The sequence below is a fragment of the Priestia aryabhattai genome (genome assembly GCF_023715685.1).
Lineage (GTDB): Bacteria > Bacillota > Bacilli > Bacillales > Bacillaceae_H > Priestia > Priestia aryabhattai_B.
Window position 1 is genome coordinate 1,020,370 of sequence record NZ_JAMBOQ010000001.1, and the last position, 24,154, is coordinate 1,044,523.

At 38.9% G+C, this 24,154-nt stretch carries 26 protein-coding genes and 2 other annotated features (1 of these 28 cut by a window edge); of the genes, 2 read left to right on the plus strand and 24 right to left on the minus strand.

The features are described 5' to 3' along the window. Positions 1-23: 23 nt before the first annotated feature. Complete coding sequence (gene nadB, locus M3225_RS05310; protein ID WP_251391534.1) at positions 24-1,568, minus strand: L-aspartate oxidase; 1,545 nt, start codon at positions 1,566-1,568, stop codon at positions 24-26. An 89-nt stretch (positions 1,569-1,657) separates the two neighbouring features. Between nadB and M3225_RS05315 the strand changes: the two genes are divergently transcribed. Together M3225_RS05315 and M3225_RS05320 are read left to right on the plus strand one after the other, a co-directional pair. Continuing rightward, the gene (locus tag M3225_RS05315; protein ID WP_251391535.1) at positions 1,658-2,794 is read left to right on the plus strand and encodes an IscS subfamily cysteine desulfurase; all 1,137 of its coding nucleotides are present in this window, start codon (positions 1,658-1,660) and stop codon (positions 2,792-2,794) included. A 15-nt stretch (positions 2,795-2,809) separates the two neighbouring features. Then, positions 2,810-3,355, plus strand: coding sequence for a transcription repressor NadR (locus M3225_RS05320; protein ID WP_251391536.1), 546 nt, complete (start codon positions 2,810-2,812; stop codon positions 3,353-3,355). 30 nt (positions 3,356-3,385) lie between these two features. Here M3225_RS05320 and pheA read toward each other — a convergent pair whose 3' ends face one another. The 23 genes from pheA to M3225_RS05435 all read right to left on the minus strand — a co-directional run bounded on the left by pheA (position 3,386) and on the right by M3225_RS05435 (position 24,002). Beyond that, the gene (gene pheA / locus M3225_RS05325) at positions 3,386-4,258 is read right to left on the minus strand and encodes a prephenate dehydratase (protein WP_251391537.1); all 873 of its coding nucleotides are present in this window, start codon (positions 4,256-4,258) and stop codon (positions 3,386-3,388) included. 28 nt (positions 4,259-4,286) lie between these two features. Next, positions 4,287-4,736, minus strand: coding sequence for an ACT domain-containing protein (locus tag M3225_RS05330; protein ID WP_013059332.1), 450 nt, complete (start codon positions 4,734-4,736; stop codon positions 4,287-4,289). A 33-nt stretch (positions 4,737-4,769) separates the two neighbouring features. Further along, complete coding sequence (gene obgE, locus M3225_RS05335; RefSeq protein WP_045292154.1) at positions 4,770-6,056, minus strand: GTPase ObgE; 1,287 nt, start codon at positions 6,054-6,056, stop codon at positions 4,770-4,772. A gap of 51 nt (positions 6,057-6,107) precedes the next feature. After that, the gene (locus M3225_RS05340; protein WP_251391538.1) at positions 6,108-6,644 is read right to left on the minus strand and encodes a Spo0B C-terminal domain-containing protein; all 537 of its coding nucleotides are present in this window, start codon (positions 6,642-6,644) and stop codon (positions 6,108-6,110) included. Positions 6,645-6,815: 171 nt separating this feature from the next. Next, positions 6,816-7,109 (minus strand): 50S ribosomal protein L27, encoded by a 294-nt coding sequence (rpmA, locus tag M3225_RS05345; RefSeq protein WP_251391539.1) that lies wholly within the window; start codon positions 7,107-7,109, stop codon positions 6,816-6,818. A gap of 16 nt (positions 7,110-7,125) precedes the next feature. Beyond that, positions 7,126-7,458: a ribosomal-processing cysteine protease Prp gene (locus M3225_RS05350; RefSeq protein WP_251391540.1), complete on the minus strand. Its 333-nt coding sequence runs from the start codon at positions 7,456-7,458 to the stop codon at positions 7,126-7,128. A gap of 9 nt (positions 7,459-7,467) precedes the next feature. Next, positions 7,468-7,776 carry a 50S ribosomal protein L21 gene (gene rplU, locus M3225_RS05355; RefSeq protein ID WP_013059337.1) on the minus strand — a complete coding sequence of 103 codons (309 nt, stop codon included), beginning with the start codon at positions 7,774-7,776 and terminating at the stop codon, positions 7,468-7,470. 14 nt (positions 7,777-7,790) lie between these two features. After that, positions 7,791-7,862 (minus strand) — a sequence feature (ribosomal protein L21 leader region). Between the two features lie 78 nt (positions 7,863-7,940). Next, positions 7,941-9,410 (minus strand): Rne/Rng family ribonuclease, encoded by a 1,470-nt coding sequence (locus M3225_RS05360; protein WP_251391541.1) that lies wholly within the window; start codon positions 9,408-9,410, stop codon positions 7,941-7,943. 83 nt (positions 9,411-9,493) lie between these two features. Further along, positions 9,494-10,360 carry a M50 family metallopeptidase gene (locus M3225_RS05365; RefSeq protein ID WP_251391542.1) on the minus strand — a complete coding sequence of 289 codons (867 nt, stop codon included), beginning with the start codon at positions 10,358-10,360 and terminating at the stop codon, positions 9,494-9,496. Further along, entirely contained in the window at positions 10,353-11,135 is a 783-nt protein-coding gene (locus M3225_RS05370) for a M23 family metallopeptidase (RefSeq protein WP_251391544.1), read from the minus strand. Before M3225_RS05370 ends, M3225_RS05365 begins: the two co-directional genes overlap by 8 nt. 121 nt (positions 11,136-11,256) lie before the next feature. Continuing rightward, entirely contained in the window at positions 11,257-12,057 is an 801-nt protein-coding gene (gene minD / locus M3225_RS05375) for a septum site-determining protein MinD (RefSeq protein ID WP_013059341.1), read from the minus strand. 2 nt (positions 12,058-12,059) lie between these two features. Next, positions 12,060-12,743, minus strand: coding sequence for a septum site-determining protein MinC (gene minC / locus M3225_RS05380; RefSeq protein ID WP_251391546.1), 684 nt, complete (start codon positions 12,741-12,743; stop codon positions 12,060-12,062). Positions 12,744-12,859: 116 nt separating this feature from the next. Next, a complete protein-coding gene (mreD, locus tag M3225_RS05385) occupies positions 12,860-13,378 on the minus strand; it encodes a rod shape-determining protein MreD (RefSeq protein ID WP_251391549.1) in 519 nt (172 codons plus the stop codon). Continuing rightward, positions 13,378-14,259, minus strand: coding sequence for a rod shape-determining protein MreC (mreC, locus tag M3225_RS05390; protein WP_013059344.1), 882 nt, complete (start codon positions 14,257-14,259; stop codon positions 13,378-13,380). Before mreC ends, mreD begins: the two co-directional genes overlap by 1 nt. Positions 14,260-14,278: 19 nt before the next feature. Next, positions 14,279-15,304, minus strand: a complete 1,026-nt coding sequence (locus M3225_RS05395; protein ID WP_251391550.1) for a rod shape-determining protein — start codon at positions 15,302-15,304, stop codon at positions 14,279-14,281. Positions 15,305-15,533: 229 nt separating this feature from the next. Beyond that, positions 15,534-16,220, minus strand: coding sequence for a RadC family protein (gene radC, locus M3225_RS05400; RefSeq protein WP_013059346.1), 687 nt, complete (start codon positions 16,218-16,220; stop codon positions 15,534-15,536). A 15-nt stretch (positions 16,221-16,235) separates the two neighbouring features. Then, positions 16,236-16,805, minus strand: coding sequence for a Maf family protein (locus M3225_RS05405; protein ID WP_251391552.1), 570 nt, complete (start codon positions 16,803-16,805; stop codon positions 16,236-16,238). A gap of 110 nt (positions 16,806-16,915) precedes the next feature. Continuing rightward, entirely contained in the window at positions 16,916-17,998 is a 1,083-nt protein-coding gene (locus tag M3225_RS05410) for an SPOR domain-containing protein (RefSeq protein WP_251391555.1), read from the minus strand. Between the two features lie 118 nt (positions 17,999-18,116). After that, positions 18,117-18,872 (minus strand): prepilin peptidase, encoded by a 756-nt coding sequence (locus M3225_RS05415; RefSeq protein WP_251391557.1) that lies wholly within the window; start codon positions 18,870-18,872, stop codon positions 18,117-18,119. Continuing rightward, positions 18,869-19,063 carry a hypothetical protein gene (locus tag M3225_RS05420; RefSeq protein ID WP_251391558.1) on the minus strand — a complete coding sequence of 65 codons (195 nt, stop codon included), beginning with the start codon at positions 19,061-19,063 and terminating at the stop codon, positions 18,869-18,871. Before M3225_RS05420 ends, M3225_RS05415 begins: the two co-directional genes overlap by 4 nt. A gap of 187 nt (positions 19,064-19,250) precedes the next feature. Further along, on the minus strand, positions 19,251-19,808 hold the full coding sequence (locus tag M3225_RS05425; RefSeq protein ID WP_013059351.1) for a DUF420 domain-containing protein: 558 nt from the start codon (positions 19,806-19,808) through the stop codon (positions 19,251-19,253). Between the two features lie 156 nt (positions 19,809-19,964). Continuing rightward, on the minus strand, positions 19,965-21,263 hold the full coding sequence (locus M3225_RS05430; protein WP_251391560.1) for a bifunctional folylpolyglutamate synthase/dihydrofolate synthase: 1,299 nt from the start codon (positions 21,261-21,263) through the stop codon (positions 19,965-19,967). A gap of 96 nt (positions 21,264-21,359) precedes the next feature. Further along, a complete protein-coding gene (locus tag M3225_RS05435; RefSeq protein ID WP_251391562.1) occupies positions 21,360-24,002 on the minus strand; it encodes a valine--tRNA ligase in 2,643 nt (880 codons plus the stop codon). 82 nt (positions 24,003-24,084) lie between these two features. Continuing rightward, positions 24,085-24,154: a binding site (T-box leader), on the minus strand (it continues 175 nt past the right edge of the window).

Consider the following 24,154-nt stretch of genomic DNA (forward strand, 5'->3'; position numbering starts at 1 on the left):
CCTTTCTTTTTAGGTTCCCTTGCTTATAAAATCAATGATTGTTTTGTTGAACTAGCAGACTGCTGAATAATTCGCTTATGCTCCCATTCTTGCTTTTCATGCGGAAAGTCACTTCGGTAATGACCTCCTCTACTTTCTTTTCTTGCAAGAGAGGACTCGGCAATAAGCAGACCTGCAGTTAGCATATTACAGATGGTTGCAGCTTCTTGAGAATATATAACTTCTTGATCAAGAGGTATTCCATCCAGATAATTTGTGAATTCATGCACAATAGTAGCCAATTCGTTTTCATGACGAATGATCCCTACACAATCCATCATTTTATGCTGAATTTGTCTTGTGGTAGGTAGTATTTTAGGCATGTCTTTATAGACGTAACGAACGGGGGTATAACGAGATACCGTTCTCGCTTTATGTAAAATATGACGCCCTGTCCGTTTTCCAAATACAAGACACTCTAACAATGAATTGCTTGCTAGACGATTTGCTCCATGAACGCCTGTAGAAGAAACTTCCCCCGCGGCATACAAGCCTTCAACACTTGTTTGTCCGTAAGCATCTACTTCAATTCCACCCATTAAAAAATGTGCGCCGGGAGTAACAGGTATTCGTTTTTTGTCCAGTTGAATTTTATACTTTTGACACAGTGCCGTAATCGTAGGAAACTTTTGTTCAAAATGAGCCACTTTTTCAATGTTTAAAAATACGGATCTTCCTTTTTTCATTTCATTAAAAATCGTTCTTGCTACAACATCTCGTGGTGCTAAATCCTTAAAGAGATGAACGCCTTCCATTATGCGTTCATTCCATTCATTTACCAGTACTCCACCTTCACCTCGTACCGCTTCGGATACTAGACCTTTCGCTTCCTTTTGATACAAAAGCGTCGGATGAAACTGAACAAATTCTAAGTCCGCTAATTTTGCTCCAGCCCTGTACGCAAGTGCTAACCCATCTCCTGTCGCAAGCGGCTGGTTAGATGTATGCTTGTACAAAGCGCCGATTCCTCCGGTAGCAATAACCGTTTGGTGAGCATGATATATAGTAATTTTGTTGTCTTTATCTTGTCCGATAGCACCTCTGCACGTTCCATCTACAGTCACTAAATGCTGAATCATTTCGTTTTCAATCACTGTAATATATGGCAGTACTTCTTTTTTCAAAAAAGCGAACAGTGCTTGTCCTGTTGCATCCCCACCTGCATGCAGAATACGATTCATACGATGGGCTCCTTCTTTTCCAAAATGCAGCGTACCATCTGGATTTTTATCAAACTTCATTCCTTTATGAATTAATTCATTTACCACAGCCGCACCTTCTTCCACTAAAGTGCGTACCGCTTGTTCATTGCAATGCTTATTGCCCGCAACCAACGTATCATAGAGATGTTCACTCCAGTGATCGCTGCTTCCAATAGCAGCTGCTACTCCGCCTTGAGCAAGAACTGAGTTATTGCGGTCGATTTTCCCTTTCGTTACCATTACAACTCTTTTATGACGACACAGTTCATAAGCTGCAGAAAACGCTGCTACTCCGCTTCCAATAATTAAAACATCCGTCTCTAACATTTTACACCTCTTTATTTACATGTGTCTTGACACCTATATTTACATATTATTAAATGAAAGACAAGAAGTTTTTTTATCGGAGGGAGAAAATGATTTATCTGGACTATGCAGCAACAACGCCAATGAGACAAGAAGCAATTGAGGTATATACTGAAGCGGCAACAACCTATTATGGAAATTCCAGCAGTCTTCACACACTTGGAACACAAGCGGAGAATCTACTCACGTTATGCAGAAAAAAATTAAGCTTGTTAGTAAATTGTCGAGAGGATGATCTTTTTTTTACAAGCGGAGGTACAGAAGCTAATTACTTAGCTATTCATTCTCTCTTAAAAGGAAAAACTGACGAAAGAAAACATTTAGTTACAACGAAGCTTGAACATTCTTCGGTTCTTCATACGTTGCAGCAGCTTGAAAAAGAAGGCTTTTCCCTATCTTACGTACCTGTAGATCAAAACGGAGTTGTGTCTGTAGATGACCTAAAACAGACTATTCGACCTGACACTGCGCTAGTAGCCATTCAGCATGTCAACCATGAGCTCGGTACGATCCAACCAATTGAGGATATTGGCCATTTTTTATCAGAAAAAGAAATTCTCTTTCACTGTGATTGTGTTCAATCTTTCGGTAAGCTTCCTATTGATGTTAAAAAGCTGAAAGCTGATAGCATCTCAGTCTCTAGTCATAAAATTTACGGACCAAAAGGTGTAGGAATGGTATACATGAATTCAAGTTCTTCTTGGAAGCCTATTTACCATAAAGCAGCTCATGAAAAAGGCTTTCGCCCTGGGACTGTAAATACAACGGGCATTGCTGCCTTTACTGCAGCAGCTGAGTGCGCATATGCAGAAATGAAGACAGCTCGAAGCCATTATGAGCACTTAAAATCGTACTTACTAGAAAAGCTAGAGCCTCTTGCTCCTTTTATAGAAGTAGAAGGCCTTGCGAACTCTCATTTTCCTGGAATTATTGGACTGACATTTTCAAACATACAGGGTCAATATGTTATGTTACAATGTAATCGTCACGGAATTGCTATATCTACGGGAAGTGCCTGCCATGTAAATCAGCAGGAACCATTAGCTTCTTTACTTGCGATTGGCAAATCGACTGCAAATGCTAAGAACTTTGTACGTATTTCATTCAGTCAACATTCAACGTTTAAGCATATTGATCGACTCATATCCGTTTTTCATTTATTACAGAAAGAATTTATGACAGTGTAAAAGGAGGGATGAAAGATGCCAGGAACTCAAAAGAAAATTCTTGGAGAAGAAAGAAGAGAACTTATTCTACAATGGTTAAAAACAGAGAATAAACCAATGACAGGCAGTGAGCTTTCTAAACGAACGAACGTTAGTCGCCAAGTCATTGTACAAGATATTTCGCTGCTTAAAGCTAAAAACGAGCCCATTATCGCAACAAGCCAAGGATATATTTATATTCAGAATCCATCTCAAACTACCTTGCACCAGCGAATTATTGCCTGTCAGCATACGCCAGAAGATGCTGAAAAGGAGCTTCTCCTGCTTGTTGACCACGGCGTTCTCGTAAAAGATGTAACCGTTGAACACCCTGTGTATGGTGAATTAACGGCTTCCGTTATGATTCAAACCCGAAAAGAAGTAGAAACGTTCATTGAAAAAATCCAAGAAACAAACGCAACTTATTTATCTCAGCTAACAGACGGGATTCACCTTCATACGATTGAAGCAGATACAATTGAAAAACTGAATGTTGCCTGCTTAGCTCTTGAAGCGGAAGGCTACTTAGTTTCGAATGAATAAAAAGTTGTTATAACAAAAAAAAATCCCGCTTTAAAGCGGGATTTCTGTTTCAAGTAGTGTATGGGGATAGCTTCCTAAAAGCTCTACGCTACAGCCTAGTGCCTCAAGTTCAGCCATAGCCCCAGGGATTAATACTTCATCCATTTTTTGTTCAATATCAACGATAAAGAAATAGTTTCCAAGCCCTGTTTTCATAGGACGGGATTCAATTTTAGACAGATTTAACTTACGCCAGGAGAAAGCTGAAAGCACTTGATGAAGCGCTCCTGCCTGATCAGATGGAAGTGTAATCATTAACGTTGTCTTACACCCGTTTCCAGCTAAAAATGGCACCTCTTGCACCCCATCTTTATGCAAAATAACAAATCTTGTTGTATTATGATCATAATCATGAATGTTCGGGCGGGCAATATGTAATTCATATTCATGCGCTGCTAATCCATTAGCAATAGCTCCAATATTAAGCTCAGGGTGTTCACTTACATACTTAGCAGCAAATGCCGTTGATGTCATCTCTTCTACTGCAGTTGACGTACATTCTCCGTGTAAAAATTTATGACACTGCGCAATTGCATGAGGATGAGAATAAATCGTTTCAATGTTTTTCCACTGTTCTGCACGAGATGGATGAACCATTAAATGCTGACGAATTGGAAGGACAATTTCCCCAACAATCGGCAGACGACGTTCATGAATAAGATAATCAAGTGTTAAATTTACAGATCCTTCAAGTGCATTTTCTAACGGTACAATTCCATACTCAATTTCTCCGTTATCCACTGCATCAATGCATGCTGGAATTGTTTTGTATGGAATATGGTCGTGCTGTTTAAATACGCCTTGGACGGCTACATGTGTAAATGTTGCCTTTGGTCCTAAATATCCTACTTTCCCCACAATCATGCCTCTCCTTATCTATATCTGTTTACCATTATGCCCCTGAACCAAGCACGTCCACTTTATCTACAAACTCTAAGCTTTTCAGTCTTCGCAGCATTTCATTTAATTCAACATTCATGCTTGCTGTATCTAATGAAAGAGTTACGTTGGCACGCCCTTGTAAAGGGATGGTTTGGTGAATCGTTAACACATTGCATCCCGATGATGCAACGGTGCTCAATAAATGTGATAAAGTTCCTGATCGATCTTCAATATGAAAAAATAGTGAAATAATACGCTGTTTGACAACCGTCTGAAACGGAAAAACTGTGTCGCGGTACTTATAAAAAGCACTGCGACTTAAGTCTACGGCTTGTACAGCATCTGCTACCGACTCAGCTTTTCCCCGTTCAATTAACAGCTTCGCATCCAATGTTTTTTTCATCGCTTCTGGTAATACATCTTCGCGAACTAAATAAAACTGCTTATCGCTCTTATGCAAGTAAAGCCCCTCCCCTTATCCTATGAACAACAATTAGTCAATAAATTCAAATTCATATTCAAACAGCTTTACAATATCGCCATCTTTTGCTCCTCGTTCACGAAGGGCTTCATCGACGCCCATGCCTCGAAGCTGGCGCGCAAATCGACGAACTGATTCTTCACGTGAGAAGTCAGTCATCTTGAATAATTTTTCAATTTTTTCACCGCTTAATACGTATGAGCCATCGCTATCACGCGTAATAACAAATTCCACTTCTTTCTTTTCATGCTTGTACAGCACGCGGTGCATAGATAGATCTTCCTCTTCTTGCATTGGGAATTCTGGCGTAGTTTCTACAAGATCAGCTACTGTAAATAACAGTTCGCGGATTCCATCACGTGTTGCTGCAGAAATTGGAAAGACTTTTACTTCGTCCCCTACTTTTTCTTTGAATGCAGCTAGATTCTCTTCCGCTTGCGGGATATCCATTTTATTTGCTACTACTACTTGCGGACGTTCTGTTAAACGCATATTATATTGACGCAGCTCTTCATTAATGGTTAAGTAATCTTCATATGGATCACGGCCTTCTAAACCAGACATATCGATTACATGGACAATAACGCGGGTACGTTCAATGTGACGTAAAAACTGATGACCTAATCCTACACCTTCATGTGCACCTTCGATTAGCCCTGGTAAATCCGCCATAACAAAACTGCGATTATCTTCTGTTTCAACTACTCCTAAATTCGGATTAATTGTTGTAAAATGATATTCAGCAATTTTTGGCTTTGCAGCAGACGTTACGGATAATAACGTTGACTTTCCAACACTCGGGAAACCAACTAATCCTACATCGGCTAATACTTTTAATTCAAGAATTACATTTCTCTCTTTACCTGGCTCTCCATTTTCTGAAAGCTCTGGTGCTGGATTTGCAGGTGTAGCAAAACGCGTATTCCCACGCCCTCCGCGTCCACCTTTAGCAATCACTGCGCGCTGGCCGTGTTCAACTAAATCAGCAATCGTTTCGTTCGTATCTTCATCTAACACAACGGTACCTGGTGGAACTTTTACAATCATCGGCTCAGCGTTACGTCCGTGCTGTCCTTTTGACATTCCATGTTCACCGCGGCTTGCTTTAAAGTGACGCTTATAGCGGAAATCCATCAGTGTACGTAATCCTTCTTCTACTTCAAAAATGACATCTGCACCGTGACCACCGTCACCACCTGCAGGGCCTCCTTTTGGTACGTACTTTTCGCGACGGAAGGCAACCATTCCATTTCCTCCGTCGCCACCTTTTACATATACCTTGACCTGATCTACAAACATTTCTTTTCCACTCCGTTCTATATCTTAGCTCTTGCAATAGCAAAAGCGCTGTTAACTTATTGTGAGCATAAGGCTAAATTCATCTTTAGACATATGCTGTTCAACCAATGCAACTCCTTGAGCGCACTCATAACATTGTAGCTTGTTTTGTAGCTTCTGTATATCTGTTAGTATTCCACTAAAGTCAAAAAAGAAACGAATTCCCTGTTCTTCAATGCATACTGAAATACTCAAATAGTTTTCTGCATGATAATCAACATACTGTTCGAGTGCTTCTGTCAAATAGCAACACCAGTTGTATACGAACTCATCGTATTGTGATAAATCCTTCAATTCTCCGAGCACTTCCACATCTAAGCGAACAGCATGGTTATTCCAATGATAGGTCATAACAAAGCTCGCAAACAGTCGCATATTGATGTTTGTTAACTTGGATTCATGTTTGGATTCATTTACAATTTCTTCAATGATTTCATTCGCTCGATCAAGCCGATTCAACGCTAGATTGCCTTTGATTAATTGCAGCTTATTTAACCAATCATGCCGCGCGTATCTTAATACTTCTACGACATCCCATTCTTTTTCCATCTTAGCACTCCTAACTTTGACTCGAGCATAAGTATTTCACAACGCTGACAAACATCTCGTATCAATCTTCTTAGATATGTTCGATTATAACAAATTCCAATGGGTAATAGGTGAAATATTCTACAAAAAGAAAACTCTAACCTACTTGGGTTAGAGTTTTCTTTTTGTATCTTATGCTTCTTGAGCAACAGGGTATACAGATACTTTTTTACGGTCACGACCGAAACGTTCAAATTTAACGATACCGTCGATTTGAGCGAATAAAGTATCATCTCCACCACGACCTACGTTTGCACCTGGGTAAATTTTAGTACCGCGTTGACGGTATAAAATTGAACCACCAGTTACGAATTGGCCATCAGCACGTTTAGCACCAAGACGTTTCGAGATTGAATCACGACCGTTTTTAGTACTACCTACTCCTTTTTTAGAAGCGAAGAATTGAAGGTCTAATCTTACTAACATGACATCCACCTCCTGTTTAGTTGTCGTTAATTTTTATATAGTTACTGTAATCTAATTCGATCGTTTTCAGTGAAACAACCATGCCTTCTAATAGCAATTGAATCTGTTCCAATGTGAACGAATCCACATCTTTTGGAATCTCACAACGGAGATACCCACCATCTCCACCTTGCTCTAAGTGCGGTTCAACCCCACTTATTGAAAAGATAGCATTAATTGTCCCAAATGAAACTGCAGATGCTCCCGCACAAACAAGATCTTTTCCGTGTTCGGAAAAGTCAGCATGTCCACTCATCGTGAACCCGTCAACTTTCTTATTTGCATCACGGTAAATCGTCACCTTAATCATTTGTTATAATTACGCGTTGATAGCGTCGATTACAACTTTTGTGTAAGGTTGACGGTGACCTTGCTTACGACGATAGTTTTTCTTTGCTTTGTATTTAAATACAGTGATCTTTTTAGCGCGACCTTGTTTTTCAACTTTAGCCGTAACTGTTGCACCTTCTACGAAAGGAACACCAACTTTCACGCTGTCGCCACCTACAAATAATACTTTGTCAAAAGTAACTGTTTCGCCTTGTTCACCAGCAAGTTTTTCAACGTAGATTGCTTGACCAGCCTCTACTTTAATTTGCTTACCACCAGTTTCAATAATTGCGTACATTCTCTGCACCTCCTCTAAAAACTAAGACTCGCCATCACAGGTGTTCAAGTGAACTTAAAACCTGTTCTGAGCGGTTGTAGCACGGGTGCTACAAACCAACATATTAAATCTTACTACAAATCAAAGGTTAGTGTCAATTGGAATTCATGTTTTCTTCTAAAATTTTATACAGAAGTAGAGACCCTTTTTTGAATCTGCTCATTCGACCCCAATTGACGCAAAACAAATGCGTTTGTATAATCATCGCTTGGCGTAAGATATACGGTTTTTTTAACCATTTTCTCTAAAGCTTTGAGAAATCCTTGAGCTTTCATTTCATTTATAACATCACTTCGTGTCTCAATCCAAATAGCCTCTTCTTCCACGCCGCGATGTTCCCAAATTACACGTTCAATTTGAAAAGCAACCGTTTTGGAATCAATCATTTTACCGGTTCCTTCACATACTTCACAAGGCATAGTTAATGTTGATCCAATACTATTGCGCACTTTCTTCCGCGTTAATTGCAATATGCCGAGCTCTGTAAAGCCAACTACATTCGTCCGCACTTCATCTTGTTCACATAGCTTTTTCATGTACCTTTCTACTTCTGTGCGATCTTCTTTATGAGGCATATTTATAAAATCAATTAAGATCATGCCGCCTAAGTGACGTAATTGCATCTGTTTGGACAATTCATACGCAGCTTCCATATTTGTTTGAAGCATTGTCTTTCGAATATTATCTTTTCCTGAAAACTTCCCCGTGTTCACGTCCACGACCGTCATCGCTTCCGTTTCGTCAATAACGATATAACCTCCGCTTTTGAGCCACACGATTCGCTTTAAAAGCTTCTCTATTTGCCGTTCCACATCATAAAAAGAGAAAATATTTTCATTTCCTTTATAGTACTCTATTGACGATTTAGGATAGGTAGTTCGAAGATGCTGATATAGATCGAAGTCATCTACTACTATCCCATCAATTCCTTGTTGAAGTGCAGCTTGCACTCTTGTTTCCAGAAAATCTTGTCCTTTGCTGACTAGGGCAGGAGCTTTCATTCCCTGTATCTGTCGTTCAAGACGCTCATATTTCTTCTGTAGCTCTTTTATTTTATGTTGGACCGCAGCTTCTGGTTTTTCTGAAATCGCTGTTCGAAATAAAAAGCCTTCCATCCCCTGTTTTAACCGCTCACCAAGCTGTTTCCACTGTTGGCGTTTTGGTTCAGCTATTTTTTTTGATACAGCGACATAGTTTCCGTGCGGTAAATATACAAGCTCATCAGAAGAAAATTCAATAATACCCGTCAGCTTCGGCCCTTTTGTCCCGATACCTTCTTTTACAACTTGAACCAATACTTTTTCTCCTTCACGAATAAAAGCAGACATCGGCTGCTGATCTTTGCTAGGATTCACTGCCTGCTGATAGGATACAAGTTCATTTCGATGAATAAATCCATTCATTGATAAACCGATATCGATAAAGGCTGCTTGCATATGTGGCAGTACTTTTACTACTTTACCCCAATATATATCACCAATAATTTGATTCTGGCTTTGTTCTTCTAAATATATTTTTTCTAGTGCTTTATCGCTTATCACGGCTATACGTTTTGAAGAAGTAGCCGCGTTAATGATACATACCTTCACATACATTGCCTCACTTTAATCTAAATTCATAGGAAAAAGTTCGGTCAATGCAACCGAACTTTTTTCACTCTATTCTATGTTACTAGAAATCAGTAAACTGTTACAAGTTCATCTAGTGGGCTATTTGTTCTTTTTTCTACAAAGTAAGCGTATAAAAGTTCATTTTCATCAATTTGTACATGTTCGCCCGTTTGAGATGTAGCAATAATCATATGCTTACAACCTCTTTGGAATTTTTGCAGGACTTGATGAAGTGTCTCACTGGTTGATACACTTAGCGTTTTTAAAGCTCCAATTGGATGCTCTTTTCCATGATACCTCTCTAGTAAAAAGCGCATGTAAACAAATTGCCTGCTCTTCCATTCCAAATATCCTGATATAATTAAAAATGAAATAACAATCCATAAGTGCAGCTGAAAAGGATGCATAATGACGGCATAGATAATACCAATAGCTAAAAAAAACGTTGATAACCGCAGCGCAAGCTTATGCGCTTCTAAAAATGGTAAAGAACGACTGCAAATTAAAAAAAGCAGCTTCCCTCCGTCCAATGGCCAAATGGGCAAGAGATTAAACAGTAAAATCACCATGCATTGAAACATAAATTGCTCATACGTTTCAAAAGACAACACATTTGTTTTCATTAATAAGAAAGCAGCTCCAAACATCCAAAGATGCTGAAGAGGTCCACTTATTGTCACGATGAACTCTTCTCGAAATGGACGATTCCCATGTTCATCTACTTCTGCTACCCCCCCAAAAGGTAAGAGCATAATTCTGCGAATCCGCCAAGAAAAACACTGAGCCGCTACGGCGTGGCCCAGTTCATGAATAATTACAATAATAAATAACAAAAAAAGCTGCTTTACCGTAGCCGTTAAGATACCAATTACGAAAATTCCCCAAAACAATGGATGAATGTGAATTTTCATCAATAACGAAAAAGCACTATTCAAATTGAATCACCTGACTAGGATCCACAAACTTATCGCCTTTTTTAATAGCAAAATAGAACGTTCCAGCATCGCCTTTTTTACTGTTTTCCACAATTCCTACTTCTTTGCCTTTATTCACAAAATCATACATACTAACGTTGATTTTTTTCAGCTGTCCATACCAAGTTTCAGTTCCATCGGCATGTTGAATAATAACGGTATTCCCCGTATCATCACGTTTTCCTACGTACCTTACAATACCTTCACTCATTGCTTCTACAACCGAATCCACTCCTGTTTGAACCGTCACGCCTTGCTTACTTTGAGCAAATGTTTCCGTTACTTTGCCTGAAGCTGGAGTAGCATATTCTCCGCTTACACTCTGCTCCGTTTTGCTAGAATCTTTATTCGGTAACAGCGTTAACGGCTTCCCAAACTTATCTTCATACCAGGAGGACACAGCTGCAAACTGAAACTCTTTATCCATTGTTTGTTGAACCACCACTCTGGCCTGTTCAAAAGTAGGAGAAGCGTTCTTGAACATAATTCCTACAATTAACACTAAGCAGGCTGAAGCTAAAATTTTAAATAAAAAGCGTTCTTTTCGAAATAAAGGATGATATTCTTTTGCTGATGGTGTGTATTCAACCGTAGAATAATCCATCGATCCATATTTTTCTTCTTCACTCATTAAGGACGTATGAAGAGGTTCTTGAGGAAGACGCTTCGTTGTATTTAATTGTTTTCGCTTACGCTCAGCAATTCGTTTACGGATTTCATCAGCACGTCGATTCATGATTCATCATTCTCCTTGTTCTTATCGTATAATCAACTATATGACTTGTCCGTGGAGCTTATGACAGCTTGACTCTACAAAATCACACAAATAAAAAAAGCTTCCTTTATCGGAAGCTTTTTTAAGAACGAACACCAAAGAATCGTTTAATACGTGCAAACATTCCCTTATCTTCTTCATCTAACGATTGAAGAGGAACCGTTTCACCTAGAATACGTCTTGCAATATTACGATATGCAATTGATGCTTTGCTTGATGGGTCCATGACAATTGGTTCACCGTTGTTAGAAGCACGGATAACATTTTCATCGTCAGCAACGATCCCAATTAAATCAACAGCCAGAAGCTGAGAAATTTCTTCCACGTCTAGCATGTCTCCATTTTTCATCATATGACTACGGATTCGGTTAATAACCAGTTTTGGAGACTCGATATCCTCTTGCTCCAATAATCCAATAATACGGTCAGCATCACGAACAGCTGAAACTTCCGGTGTTGTCACAACGAGTGCCTTATCAGCGCCAGCTACGGCATTCTTATAGCCTTGTTCAATACCAGCTGGGCAATCAATAACTACATAGTCATAGTCTTGCTTTAACTGAAGAACTAACTCTCGCATTTGTTCTGGTTGAACAGCTGTTTTGTCACTCGTTTGAGCAGCAGGAAGTAAGTACAAACATTCAAAACGCTTGTCCTTAATCAAGGCTTTTTGCGGTTGGCATCGACCTTCTACCACGTCTACAAGATCATAAATAATACGATTTTCAAGCCCCATTACAACATCCAAGTTGCGTAAGCCGATATCAGTGTCTACTAGACACACGCGCTTTCCAGCTAATGCTAGAGCAGTACCTAAATTGGCTGATGTCGTTGTTTTTCCAACTCCACCTTTACCAGACGTAACAACAATAGCCTCTCCCACTGTCAAATTCTCCTTTCTACCCTGGTCAAATTCGGTCTTAGATGCGATAAAGTTTGCACGCGATCTATCACCATTTGATCATTATCATCTAAGTATGCACATTCCATTATATTCTCTTCCTTCTCGTTGCGCTCTTCTTCTGATCGGGTAATAATATCAGCAATGCGCAGCTGTGAAGGTTTCATTAACGATGCAGCAATAACGGCGTTTTTATTGCCGCGATATCCTGCATGAGCAATCCCTTTTAAAGCACCTAATACAAATAGATTTCCTCCAGCTACAACTGTTCCTCCGGGATTTACGTCTCCGACTAGAAGCAAATCGCCTTCTACATGGAGAACCTGTCCTGAACGAACCACCTTTGTAACAGATACTAATTCACTTTCTTCTCTTACTCGGACCGCATCTTGCTTTAAAATAACGTTACTATCAATTTGTTTAACTACTAAATACTGATTTTCTTCTATGAGCGCCTTCAATTCGGTTTCCTGCTCTGTAGTTAAATAACGATTTCCGATTTTGACATACACTGTGACGATCTGATCGGCATCGCCATGCTTATTTGTCAAAAGCTTCGTCTTAAGTTCCGTCAAAAGCTCTGCAAATGAACATGTATCATTGAGATGCAACGTTAATCCATCTTTTGTTCCTTTAATTGTCACATTTTGTTGCTTTTGTTTATTCAAGACGCTCACCTCAACGAATATATAATTTCGACAGAGACTTACTCAATTCCTTTTTTTCGTTTCTTCAATCAGCATTTTTATCCTATCATGAACGAGAAGCGTAACATATTTTCGGATCAGCGTTCATCGATAAATTTAGCGAAATATTGAAAACATCTTTGAAGCGGAAATGCAAAAATAAGTGCAAATATGGCATTTAAAATGATGGTTGCGTAAAATCGCTCTTGCAAGAAGCGACCAATGGTCATATCGGATATATTAATAATGCTATTAATTCCATATACGTAAAACTCAATAATGGCTACAGCTAATAGCGACATGCAGATTACGATAAGCGTATTTTGCTGAAAAATCTTCATTAATTTTGATACGATATAGCATACGGCCGGCAGTCCAAGCGCGTATACTCCTAAGACATCCGTAAAGGCAATATCATACATGAATCCAAAGATTACCCCATATAGCATCGCTTGCTTTGGGTGATAATACACTGACATAAAAGCCAGTACCACTACAACAAAGTGAGGTGATAAGATCCAGTCTCGCCATGGTGATGCCATGGCGACAAAATTAACAAAAATACTTTCAAACATAAAAACGACAAGCACGAGAATAGGAAGGACAAACCGCTTCATCAGTTAGCCTCCTCCGCCCCTAAATCGTCTTCAGCAGCGGGCGCACTTCTTTTAGCTACAACTACGTTATCTAAGTCATACAAGTCAGCAGCAGGTTTGATATAAGCTTTTTTCGTTAATCCATATTCATCAGGCTCAATTTTTGTGATAACGCCAATTGGAAGATTGCTAGGGAAAATGCCGTCTTCTTGACCTAGACCCGACGTTACTACTTTTTGCTTTTCTTTAATATCAGCATCAAATGGAATACGACGCATAACAAGCGCCTGTTCTTTATCATCATAGCCTTCAATTAAACCAAACACTTCTTTTTTAGCCTGAATTTTAGCAGATACACGGTTTGTACGATCTGATGAACTAATTAACTGCACAGTAGATGTGAACTTAGATGCATGCTTCACTTTACCAATCAGCCCCTCAGGAGTCATAACAGCCATATTTTCCTGCACATTATGAACCGTCCCTTTATCAATGGCAATTACCTCATGCCAACGGTCCGGATTACGAGCAATCACTGTTGCTTCAATTGGGTTGTATTGACTTAAATCCGTTTTTTTGTCGAGCTGTGCTCTTAATTTTTTATTTTCTTGCTGCAAAGCGTTGGCTTTCGTTTCTAATTGCATGCGTTCGTCTAAACGAGCTTTTAATACCTCGTTTTCTTCGTATGTACGCTTTAAGTCACCTACATTCTGAAAGAAACCCGCTACAAATTGTGCGGGTTCATTAAAGGTAGCCTGAACAAGACCAACCGTATCTTTGACAAACTGTTCAGGCCACGTTACATTTTTACGACCATTTAACGAAAAACCAATCAATGCCACTAATACAATAATACTAACCAATAAAATAACTAAACGTTTATTTAAGAAAAATTGTGGCACGATCTACACCTCTTAATATTTAGCGATATGATTCGCTTGTACGATTTTTAAATAAATCAATGTGTTCTAACGCTTTACCCGTTCCAATTGCAACACAGTCAAGCGGATCTTCTGCGATGACAACCGGCATATTTGTTTCTTCACTAATAACTTTATCTAAATTACGTAGCAATGCGCCACCGCCTGTTAACACAATACCGCGATCCATAATATCCGCCGCAAGTTCAGGTGGTGTTTTTTCTAATGTGCTTTTTACTGAATCTACAATAGAAGCCACTGTATCTTTTAGCGCTTCTGCAATTTCTTCTGCTGAAATTTCGATTGTTTTCGGTAGACCTGTTAGTAAGTCACGTCCGCGAATTTCCATGTTTTCAATACCTTCTGGAATTCCGGCAGAACCGACTTCTACTTTTAATGCTTCTGACGTACGCTCACCAATCATTAAATTGTAATTCTTGCGAATATATTGAATAATCGCTTCATCCATCTCGTCACCAGCGATGCGGATTGACTGACATGTTACGATTCCGCCTAAAGAAATAATCGCAACTTCTGTTGTTCCTCCGCCAATATCTACTACCATACTTCCCGTCGGCTCCCAAACCGGTAGATTGGCGCCGATTGCTGCAGCAAACGGTTCTTCAATTGTATACGCATCACGCGCGCCAGCCTGACGAGTCGCATCAATAACGGCACGTTTCTCAACAGCTGTAATGCCAGAAGGTACACAAACCATTACATACGGCTTACCCGCAAACAAACTTTTTGTTTTTTGAGCTTGATTGATGTAATATTTCATCATCGTTGCAGTTGTTTCGTAATCTGCAATAACTCCATCTTTCATTGGACGAAGGGCTACTACGTTCCCAGGTGTACGACCAATCATATTTTTTGCATCGTTACCTACTGCAACGATTTGTTTTGTATCAGTTTGCAAAGCCACAACAGACGGCTCACGCACAACAATTCCTTTTCCTTTTACATAAACGAGCGTATTTGCAGTACCCAAATCTATTCCAAGGTCTCTAGTACCGATTCCAAACATGTGTCTCTTCCTTTCTCTTACCAAAATGCAAAGGTAAAAATTCCATAATTCAATTTCTTCATTTCATAAGTAACATTTTTTATTTTCTATACTTTTTTCATAGATGTCAACGCCAAATATTGTATGATAAAAAGTCATACTTTGTCTATTAATAACGAATGATTGTAAAGAACTTGTCATTTAAAATCATGACTACTATTATAACCCAAGGATTTTAAAAAGCATAGCCTTACATGTATCCTTTTTCTTTTAAACTAATATATTTTCGATCTCCGATAATTAAATGATCTAACAATTCAATTCCTATGATAAATCCGCACTCTTTTAAGCGCTTCGTTACCTCTATATCTTCTCTGCTGGGAGTAGGGTCGCCCGATGGATGATTATGAATACAAATAAGGGATGCAGCTGAACGACGAAAGGCTTCTTTAAACACTTCTCTTGGATGGACAATAGATGAATTGAGGCTTCCGATAAAAATGGTTTGCTTATGGAGAACTTGATTTTTCGTGTTGAGGTATAAACAGACGAAATGCTCTTGAGAAAGCACGCGCATTTCTTCCATCACATAATTAGCTCCGTCTTCAGGGCCATGAATGGTATATCGTTGACTAGATTTCCGCTGTACAATCCTCTTACCTATTTCAATAGCCGCTATAATTTGAATCGCTTTTGCAGGCCCGATACCTTTAATATTCATCATTTCATCAAGCGATGCATGCTGCAAAAGTTGAAGGCCTTCAAAATGCGTTAATATGCGGTTGGATAGCTGAAGAACAGATTCATCTTTGGTTCCAGTGCGCAGCAAAATAGCAATAAGCTCGTGGTTAGAAAGACTAGAAGCACCCATTGACACAAGGCGCTCTCGAGGTCTTTCATCTTGAGGAAAATCTTTAATTAGCAATGATTGATCCAATTTCGTCACTCCTTTTTAGTAGACGAAACCGTATTGTTTTAGCTTACGTATTGTTCGGGAGAGCGGCAAGCCCACCACCGAGAAATAGTCTCCTTCAATTTTTTTAACTAGCGCAGCACCGAGACCTTGAATTCCATAAGAACCTGCCTTATCCATAGGCTCTCCTGACTCTACGTACTGTACGATTTCATCTTGTTCAAGCGGCCAAAACTCTACATCTGTTTGTTCATAAAACGTATGAACTTTTGCATTTGATACCAACGCTACTCCAGTTAATACTTGATGTTTTTGACCTGACAGCATAGTAAGTGTTTCAATCGCTTCTTGTTTCGTTTTTGGCTTTCCTAAAATACGATTACCATATACGACAACTGTATCGGCACCTAGGACCATATCCTCTTTATGATGCGAAGCGACGTCCACTGCTTTTTGCCTAGCTAAATCTATTACTACCTCCGACGGAGTGTATGATGGATTGACGATTTCTTCAATTGTACTAACGTGAACGGTAAAGGGAATGTGAAGCTGCTGAAGTAATTCTTTTCGACGAGGAGAGCCTGAGGCTAAAATTAATGTTTGTTTCATACATCTCACCTTTGCATTTTGATTTAAAAAAGAAGGACACACCGTTATTTTAGCAATTTCATCTCCAAATGACAATAAACAAGTGAGGCAGCATTACACTACCTCACCTGTTAAGACGTTACAAGGCTTTCATACTGCTGAAGAGCTTTTAACACATATCGCTGAGCAAGCCAAGCATCTTTACTGCTTTTATTGTTTTCATATGAAGAAAGGGAAGCCGCAGCTTTTTGAAGGGTGCTCACCATGGTTTTAATGTCGTCATTTGACGCTTCTTTCTGAACTTTTGTTAGCTCTTTTTTCAAAGACTTGATATCGGCTACTCGCTGTCCTTCAATCGCTTTAACAGATTGATCTAAGAGATTAGCCATAAACGGCTGCGCTGTTGTTATAACCGTTTGATCTTTTTTCCTTAATTGGCTAGTGGGCTTAATTTCATAAGACTTTACATATACATCTTTACCTTGTTGTTTGTACGTTTTACTAAGTGCCTTCGCTTTTTCTTCTCCAGTGGCAGCACCAACTACAAGAGAGTAGGATTTAGGTGAAAAGATCTCGCCTGCTTTGTTCTCTTCTTTCCATTTATCCATTGCTTTATTTGCAGCAGCTTTTGATGAAAAAGCACCTGCTTGTACAATGTAAAAAGAAAAAGGCTCTAAAGTAGAAGCAGCAACTGACGTACCCTTCGATTCCTGTTCGCTTTTCTTTTCGGCTTTACCAACACTTTCAGTGGTAGACGCTGTTTGAGCAGCTTTTTCTTCTTTCGTTTGCTCACTCGTTTGTGCTTTGCTTACAGGCTGTTCGCTTCCTGTCATCATTTTTACACCAACCATACCGATGCCGCTGCCTATTCCGACTGCTAGCAATACAATCACAGCCGTTCGTTTGATCACACCGCTGTTTACCGTTTTAATCGAAACATTTTTAGGATGTAATCGCGGCTTTTTCTTTTTTTCATTTCTTACATCTTCAATAAACACCACTTTATTTTCTTCTACATGAGAATCTTTGGATGCTGGTTCCGGAAGAACCCAAGTAAATTCGTCTTTTTCTGGCGCTTGTTCTTCCTTCTCATCCTTGGATTGACCGTTGATTTTAATTGAAATTTTTCGTTCCTGCTTGTCCACTGCACCACCGCCTTTAGTTAACGTAGTCTTATTACCGGTTGCAAGCTGAGGTAAACCGACATAAAACATACACTTTTTTCCATGCTATCATAGAAGAAAAAAAAAATAACAAGACATTTGTCGTCTTGTTACAAAAGGTTTTCGCTATTTAGTTACAGAAATTTTAAATTTGTCGAAGGCTTAAAGCTCAATAAAAATAGTTGCTAAAATACCAATCTATCAATTCGTTTCCATGAAAATAAGCAACGATTGTCCCTATAAAAATAAAAGGAACGAAAGGAATGGGTACACCTACTTTTGCCTTTCTCATTAATAACGCTCCTATACTAACGGTTCCGCCTATTAATATAGCTAAAAAAAGCGATAGCAAGACGAGCTTTACTCCAAGTACAATTCCAATCAGACCATATAATTTGATATCTCCTTCTCCAAGACCTCCTCTACTAAGAAATGCAATTAAAAAAAGAAGGAAAAAAGCTATTCCTCCTCCCATTAAGGAGTCACTCCACGAAGTAAATGGAATGAAAAGACGCTCAAGAAGAAAGATAGGCAAAAAGAAAAGCAGCACCTTATTTGGTACAATCATATAGGCGATATCAGAGACAACTATAATTGTTAAGAAAGAAACAAATGTTAATATAACAATCAGTTCTAACGTCATATTTAATCTAAAAAAAGCATATACAAATAAACTTCCTGTCGAAAATTCTATGAATGGGTAGATGAAGGAAATTTTTTTGCGACACATACTACATTTTCCTGCATTTTTAATATAGGAGACTATGGGAATTAATTGTGGTGGAGAAAGAACGTATAAACAGTGTGGGCAATGAGATCTTGGAGATAGAATAGATTTTTGTTGTGGAATTCTAAAGCCTGCTACGTTATAAAATGAGCCTAGAGTGATACCTGAAACAAATAAATAGAGATAAATTAAACTCATACTATTTCTTCCATCTCAAGCGTGCAGTCTGCTAACTGCAGGTTTTCTTTTGAGTGAAGGAATGTATCTTTTTCTCTTAAATAGCTGCCAATAAACGGAATGAGAAAAGCTGCTAGAACACCTATTACGATAACTAGTACGATCACTTGCATTAGAGAAATTCCTTTATTTCTCGTTGATAGTTTATCCATTTAAACATCTCTCCTTTATTGATTAGTATCAAATAGTTACTTCATTAATAAACTGAATCAAAATACCCATAAAAGTCATATTCTGTATGCCTCCTTTCTCAAAACGCGCTTTTTATAGGTAATAAGGATTATAACACTAAAAAATAAAAACAACATTACAAAAAACGCCTGCCAAAGCAGACGTCTTTTAATAGTAAGGAGCCATAAATAAGTAGACAATTACACCTGTAAGACTTACATAAAGCCAGATTGGCATTGTCCATCGCACAATTTTTTTATGTTTTTCAACTTGCATTGTCCAGCCCCACACAAGTGCAAACAGTGCCAGCGGGACAATAATCGCTGCTAGAAAACTGTGTGTGATCAAAATAAAAAAGTAAATGGGACGAACGATTCCTTCTCCACCGAACGTAGCTGTTTCTGTGGAAATGTAATGGAACGTTAGATATGAAACTAAAAAGAGCAGTGTGGAAGTGAATGCTGCTAAAATAAAACCTTTATGAGCATTAATATTTTTCCTAAAAATTGAAATCAACGCTGCAACTAAAAAAATAAACGTAAAACTATTCAAAATAGCATTTAACCGTGGAAAGATAGTCAAATCAAAACTTACTTTTCCTTGATAGCCAATATTCGAAAAGAATAGCAGTAAAATAATAACATTCGCTATCACTGAAAAGGTAAGAATAATACCGGTAAAGTTTTTATTACTTTTCGGTACAATTTTTTCATTATTCTTACTCATGTTAACAATCTCCTTATTTAGTGATGTACATGTTTATTATATATCACTTACCTAGGGGGTGAAAGTGACAATACTTTGAACTTAGTGCTTGCTTATTATCAGTATCTCTTCCTTACATTGTGTTAAAAGCAGCAAGATTTCACTTGCTACTTTTGCTCATTTTAGAAGAAAAGCCCGCACTTCCGATATAAAATACAGAGACCCTGTAATTACGATCATGTCTTGTTCACCGGTCGCCTTTTCCTGTACGTAAGCAATCGCTTTTTTCCACTCTTCGTTCATATGTTTATCATGATGAGTACTCATCTCATAAAGCTCTTGAGCCGCGCGAGCACGAGGAAAATCAAACGATGTAAATGTAATACTTGCGGCGATTGTTTCAAGTTCCTGGACCATTCGATCAGCGCTTTTATCGTTTAAGCAACTAAAGACTAAATGAATGTTTCGACCTTCATAATGAAGGCGTAAAGTAGATAATAAGCTATCAATGCCTTCTGCATTATGAGCGCCATCAACAATCGTTAAAGGATGCTCATTCACCGTCTCAAAGCGGCCGTTCCACTTTGTATGCTGAATCCCTTTCATAATTTGCTCATTGAAGATAGAGAGCTTTTTCTTTTCTTTTAAATAACAAACGGCCATTACAGCCAAAGCTGCATTTTTAACTTGATGATAGCCAAGCATATTTAATTGCAAGTGTTCAAATGTTTCATACGGCGTTTTTAACGCAAAGCCTTCTCCATTTGCTAAGGGCTCATAGTTTTCAATTTCAAATTCTTTTCCTAACACAAATAACGAAGCCTGCTTCGACTTTGCCTCTTCTGTAATGACGTCAAGCGCCTTCACTTGCTCTGCACCAGTAATAATCGGGACTTCTTTTTTTATAATTCCCGCTTTTTCTGCTGCAATTTCTTCTACCGTATCACCTAGTATCGCCATGTGATCAAATCCAATGTTTGTAATAATACTCACCATAGGATTCACAACATTTGTTGAATCATATCGTCCACCCAGACCTGTTTCAAAGACAACATAGTCAACTGAATTATGATAGCCGAAATAAAGAAAAGCCATGATTGTAATCACTTCAAATTCCGTTGCTGACCCTAAGCTTGTATGTTCTAGTCGCTCCACCACAGGCTTTACTTCCTGAACAAGAGCGGTCATTGCTTCATTTGAAATAGGCTGTCCATTCACGCTAATCCGCTCATTAAATGTTTCGATATAAGGGGAAGTAAACGTTCCAACCTTATATCCTGCTTCTTCTAATATGTTTCGCAAATAAGAAACGGTAGAACCTTTACCATTGGTCCCAGCAACATGAATAGCATTTATATTTTGCTGCGGATAGTCAAGCTGCTCTAACATCCATTCCATTCGTTCTAACCCCGGCTTGATTCCAAAGCGAAGTCTGTTATGAATCCAATCAAGCGCTTCTTCATATGTCGTTATCATCTTTTATTCACCTTTCTTTTCCATCGCTATTATTATGTAAAGAAAAAGCGTCGCTATACAAGCCACGCTTTTTCTGTTAATTCATTAACCCATTGATTATCCGCGTAATTCAGCAATACGAGACTGAACAGCTTCACGTTTTTCAACGTAATCTTGCTCTTTTGCACGCTCTTCTTCTACTACTTTAGCAGGCGCTTTTGCAATAAAGCCTTGGTTGTTTAATTTCTTTTGTACACGTTCTACTTCTTTGTTTAACTTGTCGTATTCTTTTTCTAAACGCGCGATTTCTTCTTCGATATTAATTAAACCTTCAAGAGGTAAAATTAATTCTGCGCCTGTTACAACAGCAGTCATCGCTTTTTCATCTAATGAAACATCTGTTGAAATCACAAGCTCACTTGGATTACAGAAACGCTCTACATACGCACGATTCTTTTCAAGCTGGCTTTGAATATTTTCATCTTTAGCTTTGATAAATAATTTTACTTGTTTGCTCATCGGCGTATTCACTTCAGCACGAATGTTACGAACAGCGCGGATAATATCTACAAGTAAACGCATATCGTTAGCCGCTTCTTTATCAGAAAGCTCAGCGCGGACTTCCGGCCATTTAGCTACTGTAATCGATTCGCCTTCATGCGGCAAGCTTTGCCAAATTTCCTCGGTAATAAACGGCATGAATGGATGTAAAAGTCGCATTGTGTTATCAAGTACATAAGCTAAAATTGAGCGAGTTGTCTTTTTAGCTGCTTCATCTTCTCCGTAAAGAGGAAGTTTAGCCATTTCAATGTACCAATCGCAGAAATCATCCCAAATAAAGTTATAGAGAATGCGTCCAACTTCACCGAATTCATATTTATCAGCTAATTTTGTTACATGCTCAATCGTCTCATTTAAGCGCGTTAAAATCCATTTATCAGCAACAGATTTTTCGCCTGATAAATCAAGCTCTTCAAATGTGATACCGTCCATATTCATTAATGCAAAACGAGAAGCATTCCAAATCTTATTTGCAAAGTTCCACGTCGCTTCTACTTTTTCAAAGCTGAAGCGTAAATCTTGTCCTGGTGAGCTTCCTGTAGATAAGAAGTAGCGAAGAGAATCGGCACCGTATTTCTCGATTACTTCCATCGGATCTACACCGTTACCAAGTGATTTACTCATTTTACGACCTTCAGCATCTCGTACAAGACCGTGAATTAGTACATCGTCAAACGGACGTTTACCCGTAAATTCAAGACCTTGGAAAATCATACGAGATACCCAGAAGAAAATAATGTCGTAGCCTGTTACAAGCACGTTTGTTGGATAGTAGCGTTTGAAATCAGCTGCATCCACATCCGGCCAGCCCATTGTTGAGAAAGGCCATAGTGCCGAACTAAACCATGTGTCTAATACATCTGAATCCTGTTCCCAGTTTTCGATATCTGCTGGAGCTTCATGATCTACGTATACTTCTCCAGTTTCTTTATGGTACCAAGCTGGAATGCGGTGTCCCCACCAAAGCTGACGTGAAATACACCAGTCGCGAATATTTTCCATCCAGTGTAAATATGTCTTTTCAAAACGATCAGGTACAAAGTTTACTTTTTCTTCTTGTTTTTGAAGATCTACCGCTTTATCTGCTAACGGCTGCATTTTTACAAACCATTGAGTTGATAAATAAGGTTCAACAACGGCACCGCTTCGTTCACTATGACCTACTGAATGCATGTGGTCTTCAATGTTGAACAATACACCGGCTTCTTGAAGGTCTTTAACAATTTGCTTACGGCAAGCAAAACGGTCCATTCCTTCATATTTACCTGCTTTGTCATTCATCGTACCGTCTTGATTCATCACTAAAATACGCTCTAAATTATGACGGTTTCCAATTTCAAAATCGTTCGGGTCATGAGCAGGTGTAATTTTTACCGCACCAGAACCGAATTCCATATCGACATAATCATCGCCTACGATTGGAATTTCACGACCTACAATCGGAAGGACAACCTTTTTGCCGATTAAGTGCTTATAGCGATCATCTTCAGGGTGAACAGCTACAGCCGTATCTCCTAGCATTGTTTCAGGACGAGTTGTTGCGATTTCGATATGTCCAGAACCATCTGCCAACGGATAGCGCATATGATAAAACGCACCTTGTACATCTTTGTAAATAACCTCGATGTCTGAAAGAGCTGTTTTTGTAGCTGGATCCCAGTTAATAATATATTCTCCGCGATAGATTAACCCTTTTTTGTAAAGCGTTACGAATACTTCACGTACTGCTTTAGAAAGGCCTTCATCAAGCGTGAAGCGCTCGCGTGAATAGTCTAAGCCAAGTCCTAGCTTCGACCACTGCTGGCGAATAAAGCTTGCATATTCTTCTTTCCATTTCCACGTTTCAGCTACAAAGTTTTCGCGGCCTAGATCGTAGCGGCTTTTCCCTTCGCTGCGAAGCTTTTCTTCTACTTTTGCCTGCGTTGCAATCCCTGCATGGTCCATGCCAGGAAGCCATAGAACGTCATAGCCTTGCATGCGCTTCATACGCGTTAAAATGTCTTGTAACGTTGTATCCCAAGCGTGGCCTAAATGCAGCTTGCCCGTTACGTTCGGGGGTGGAATTACAATTGTGTATGGCTCTTTTTCAGGGTCGTTTGTTGCTTCAAAAAACTTTCCGTCTAACCAATACTGATAACGATTTTCTTCAACGGCTTTTGGATCATACTTCGTTGGAAGAGTCACTTCTTTTTCAGACATAATGTATACCTCCATAATATAAAGTTTCAGTCTTTAGAAACTGTGTAAACCTTTTATAAACATAAAAAAACTCCTTTCCTAATAAAAGGACGAAAGGAGTTGATTTCGCGGTACCACCTTTTTTTATAGACGTATCCCGTTTGATAAGCCTA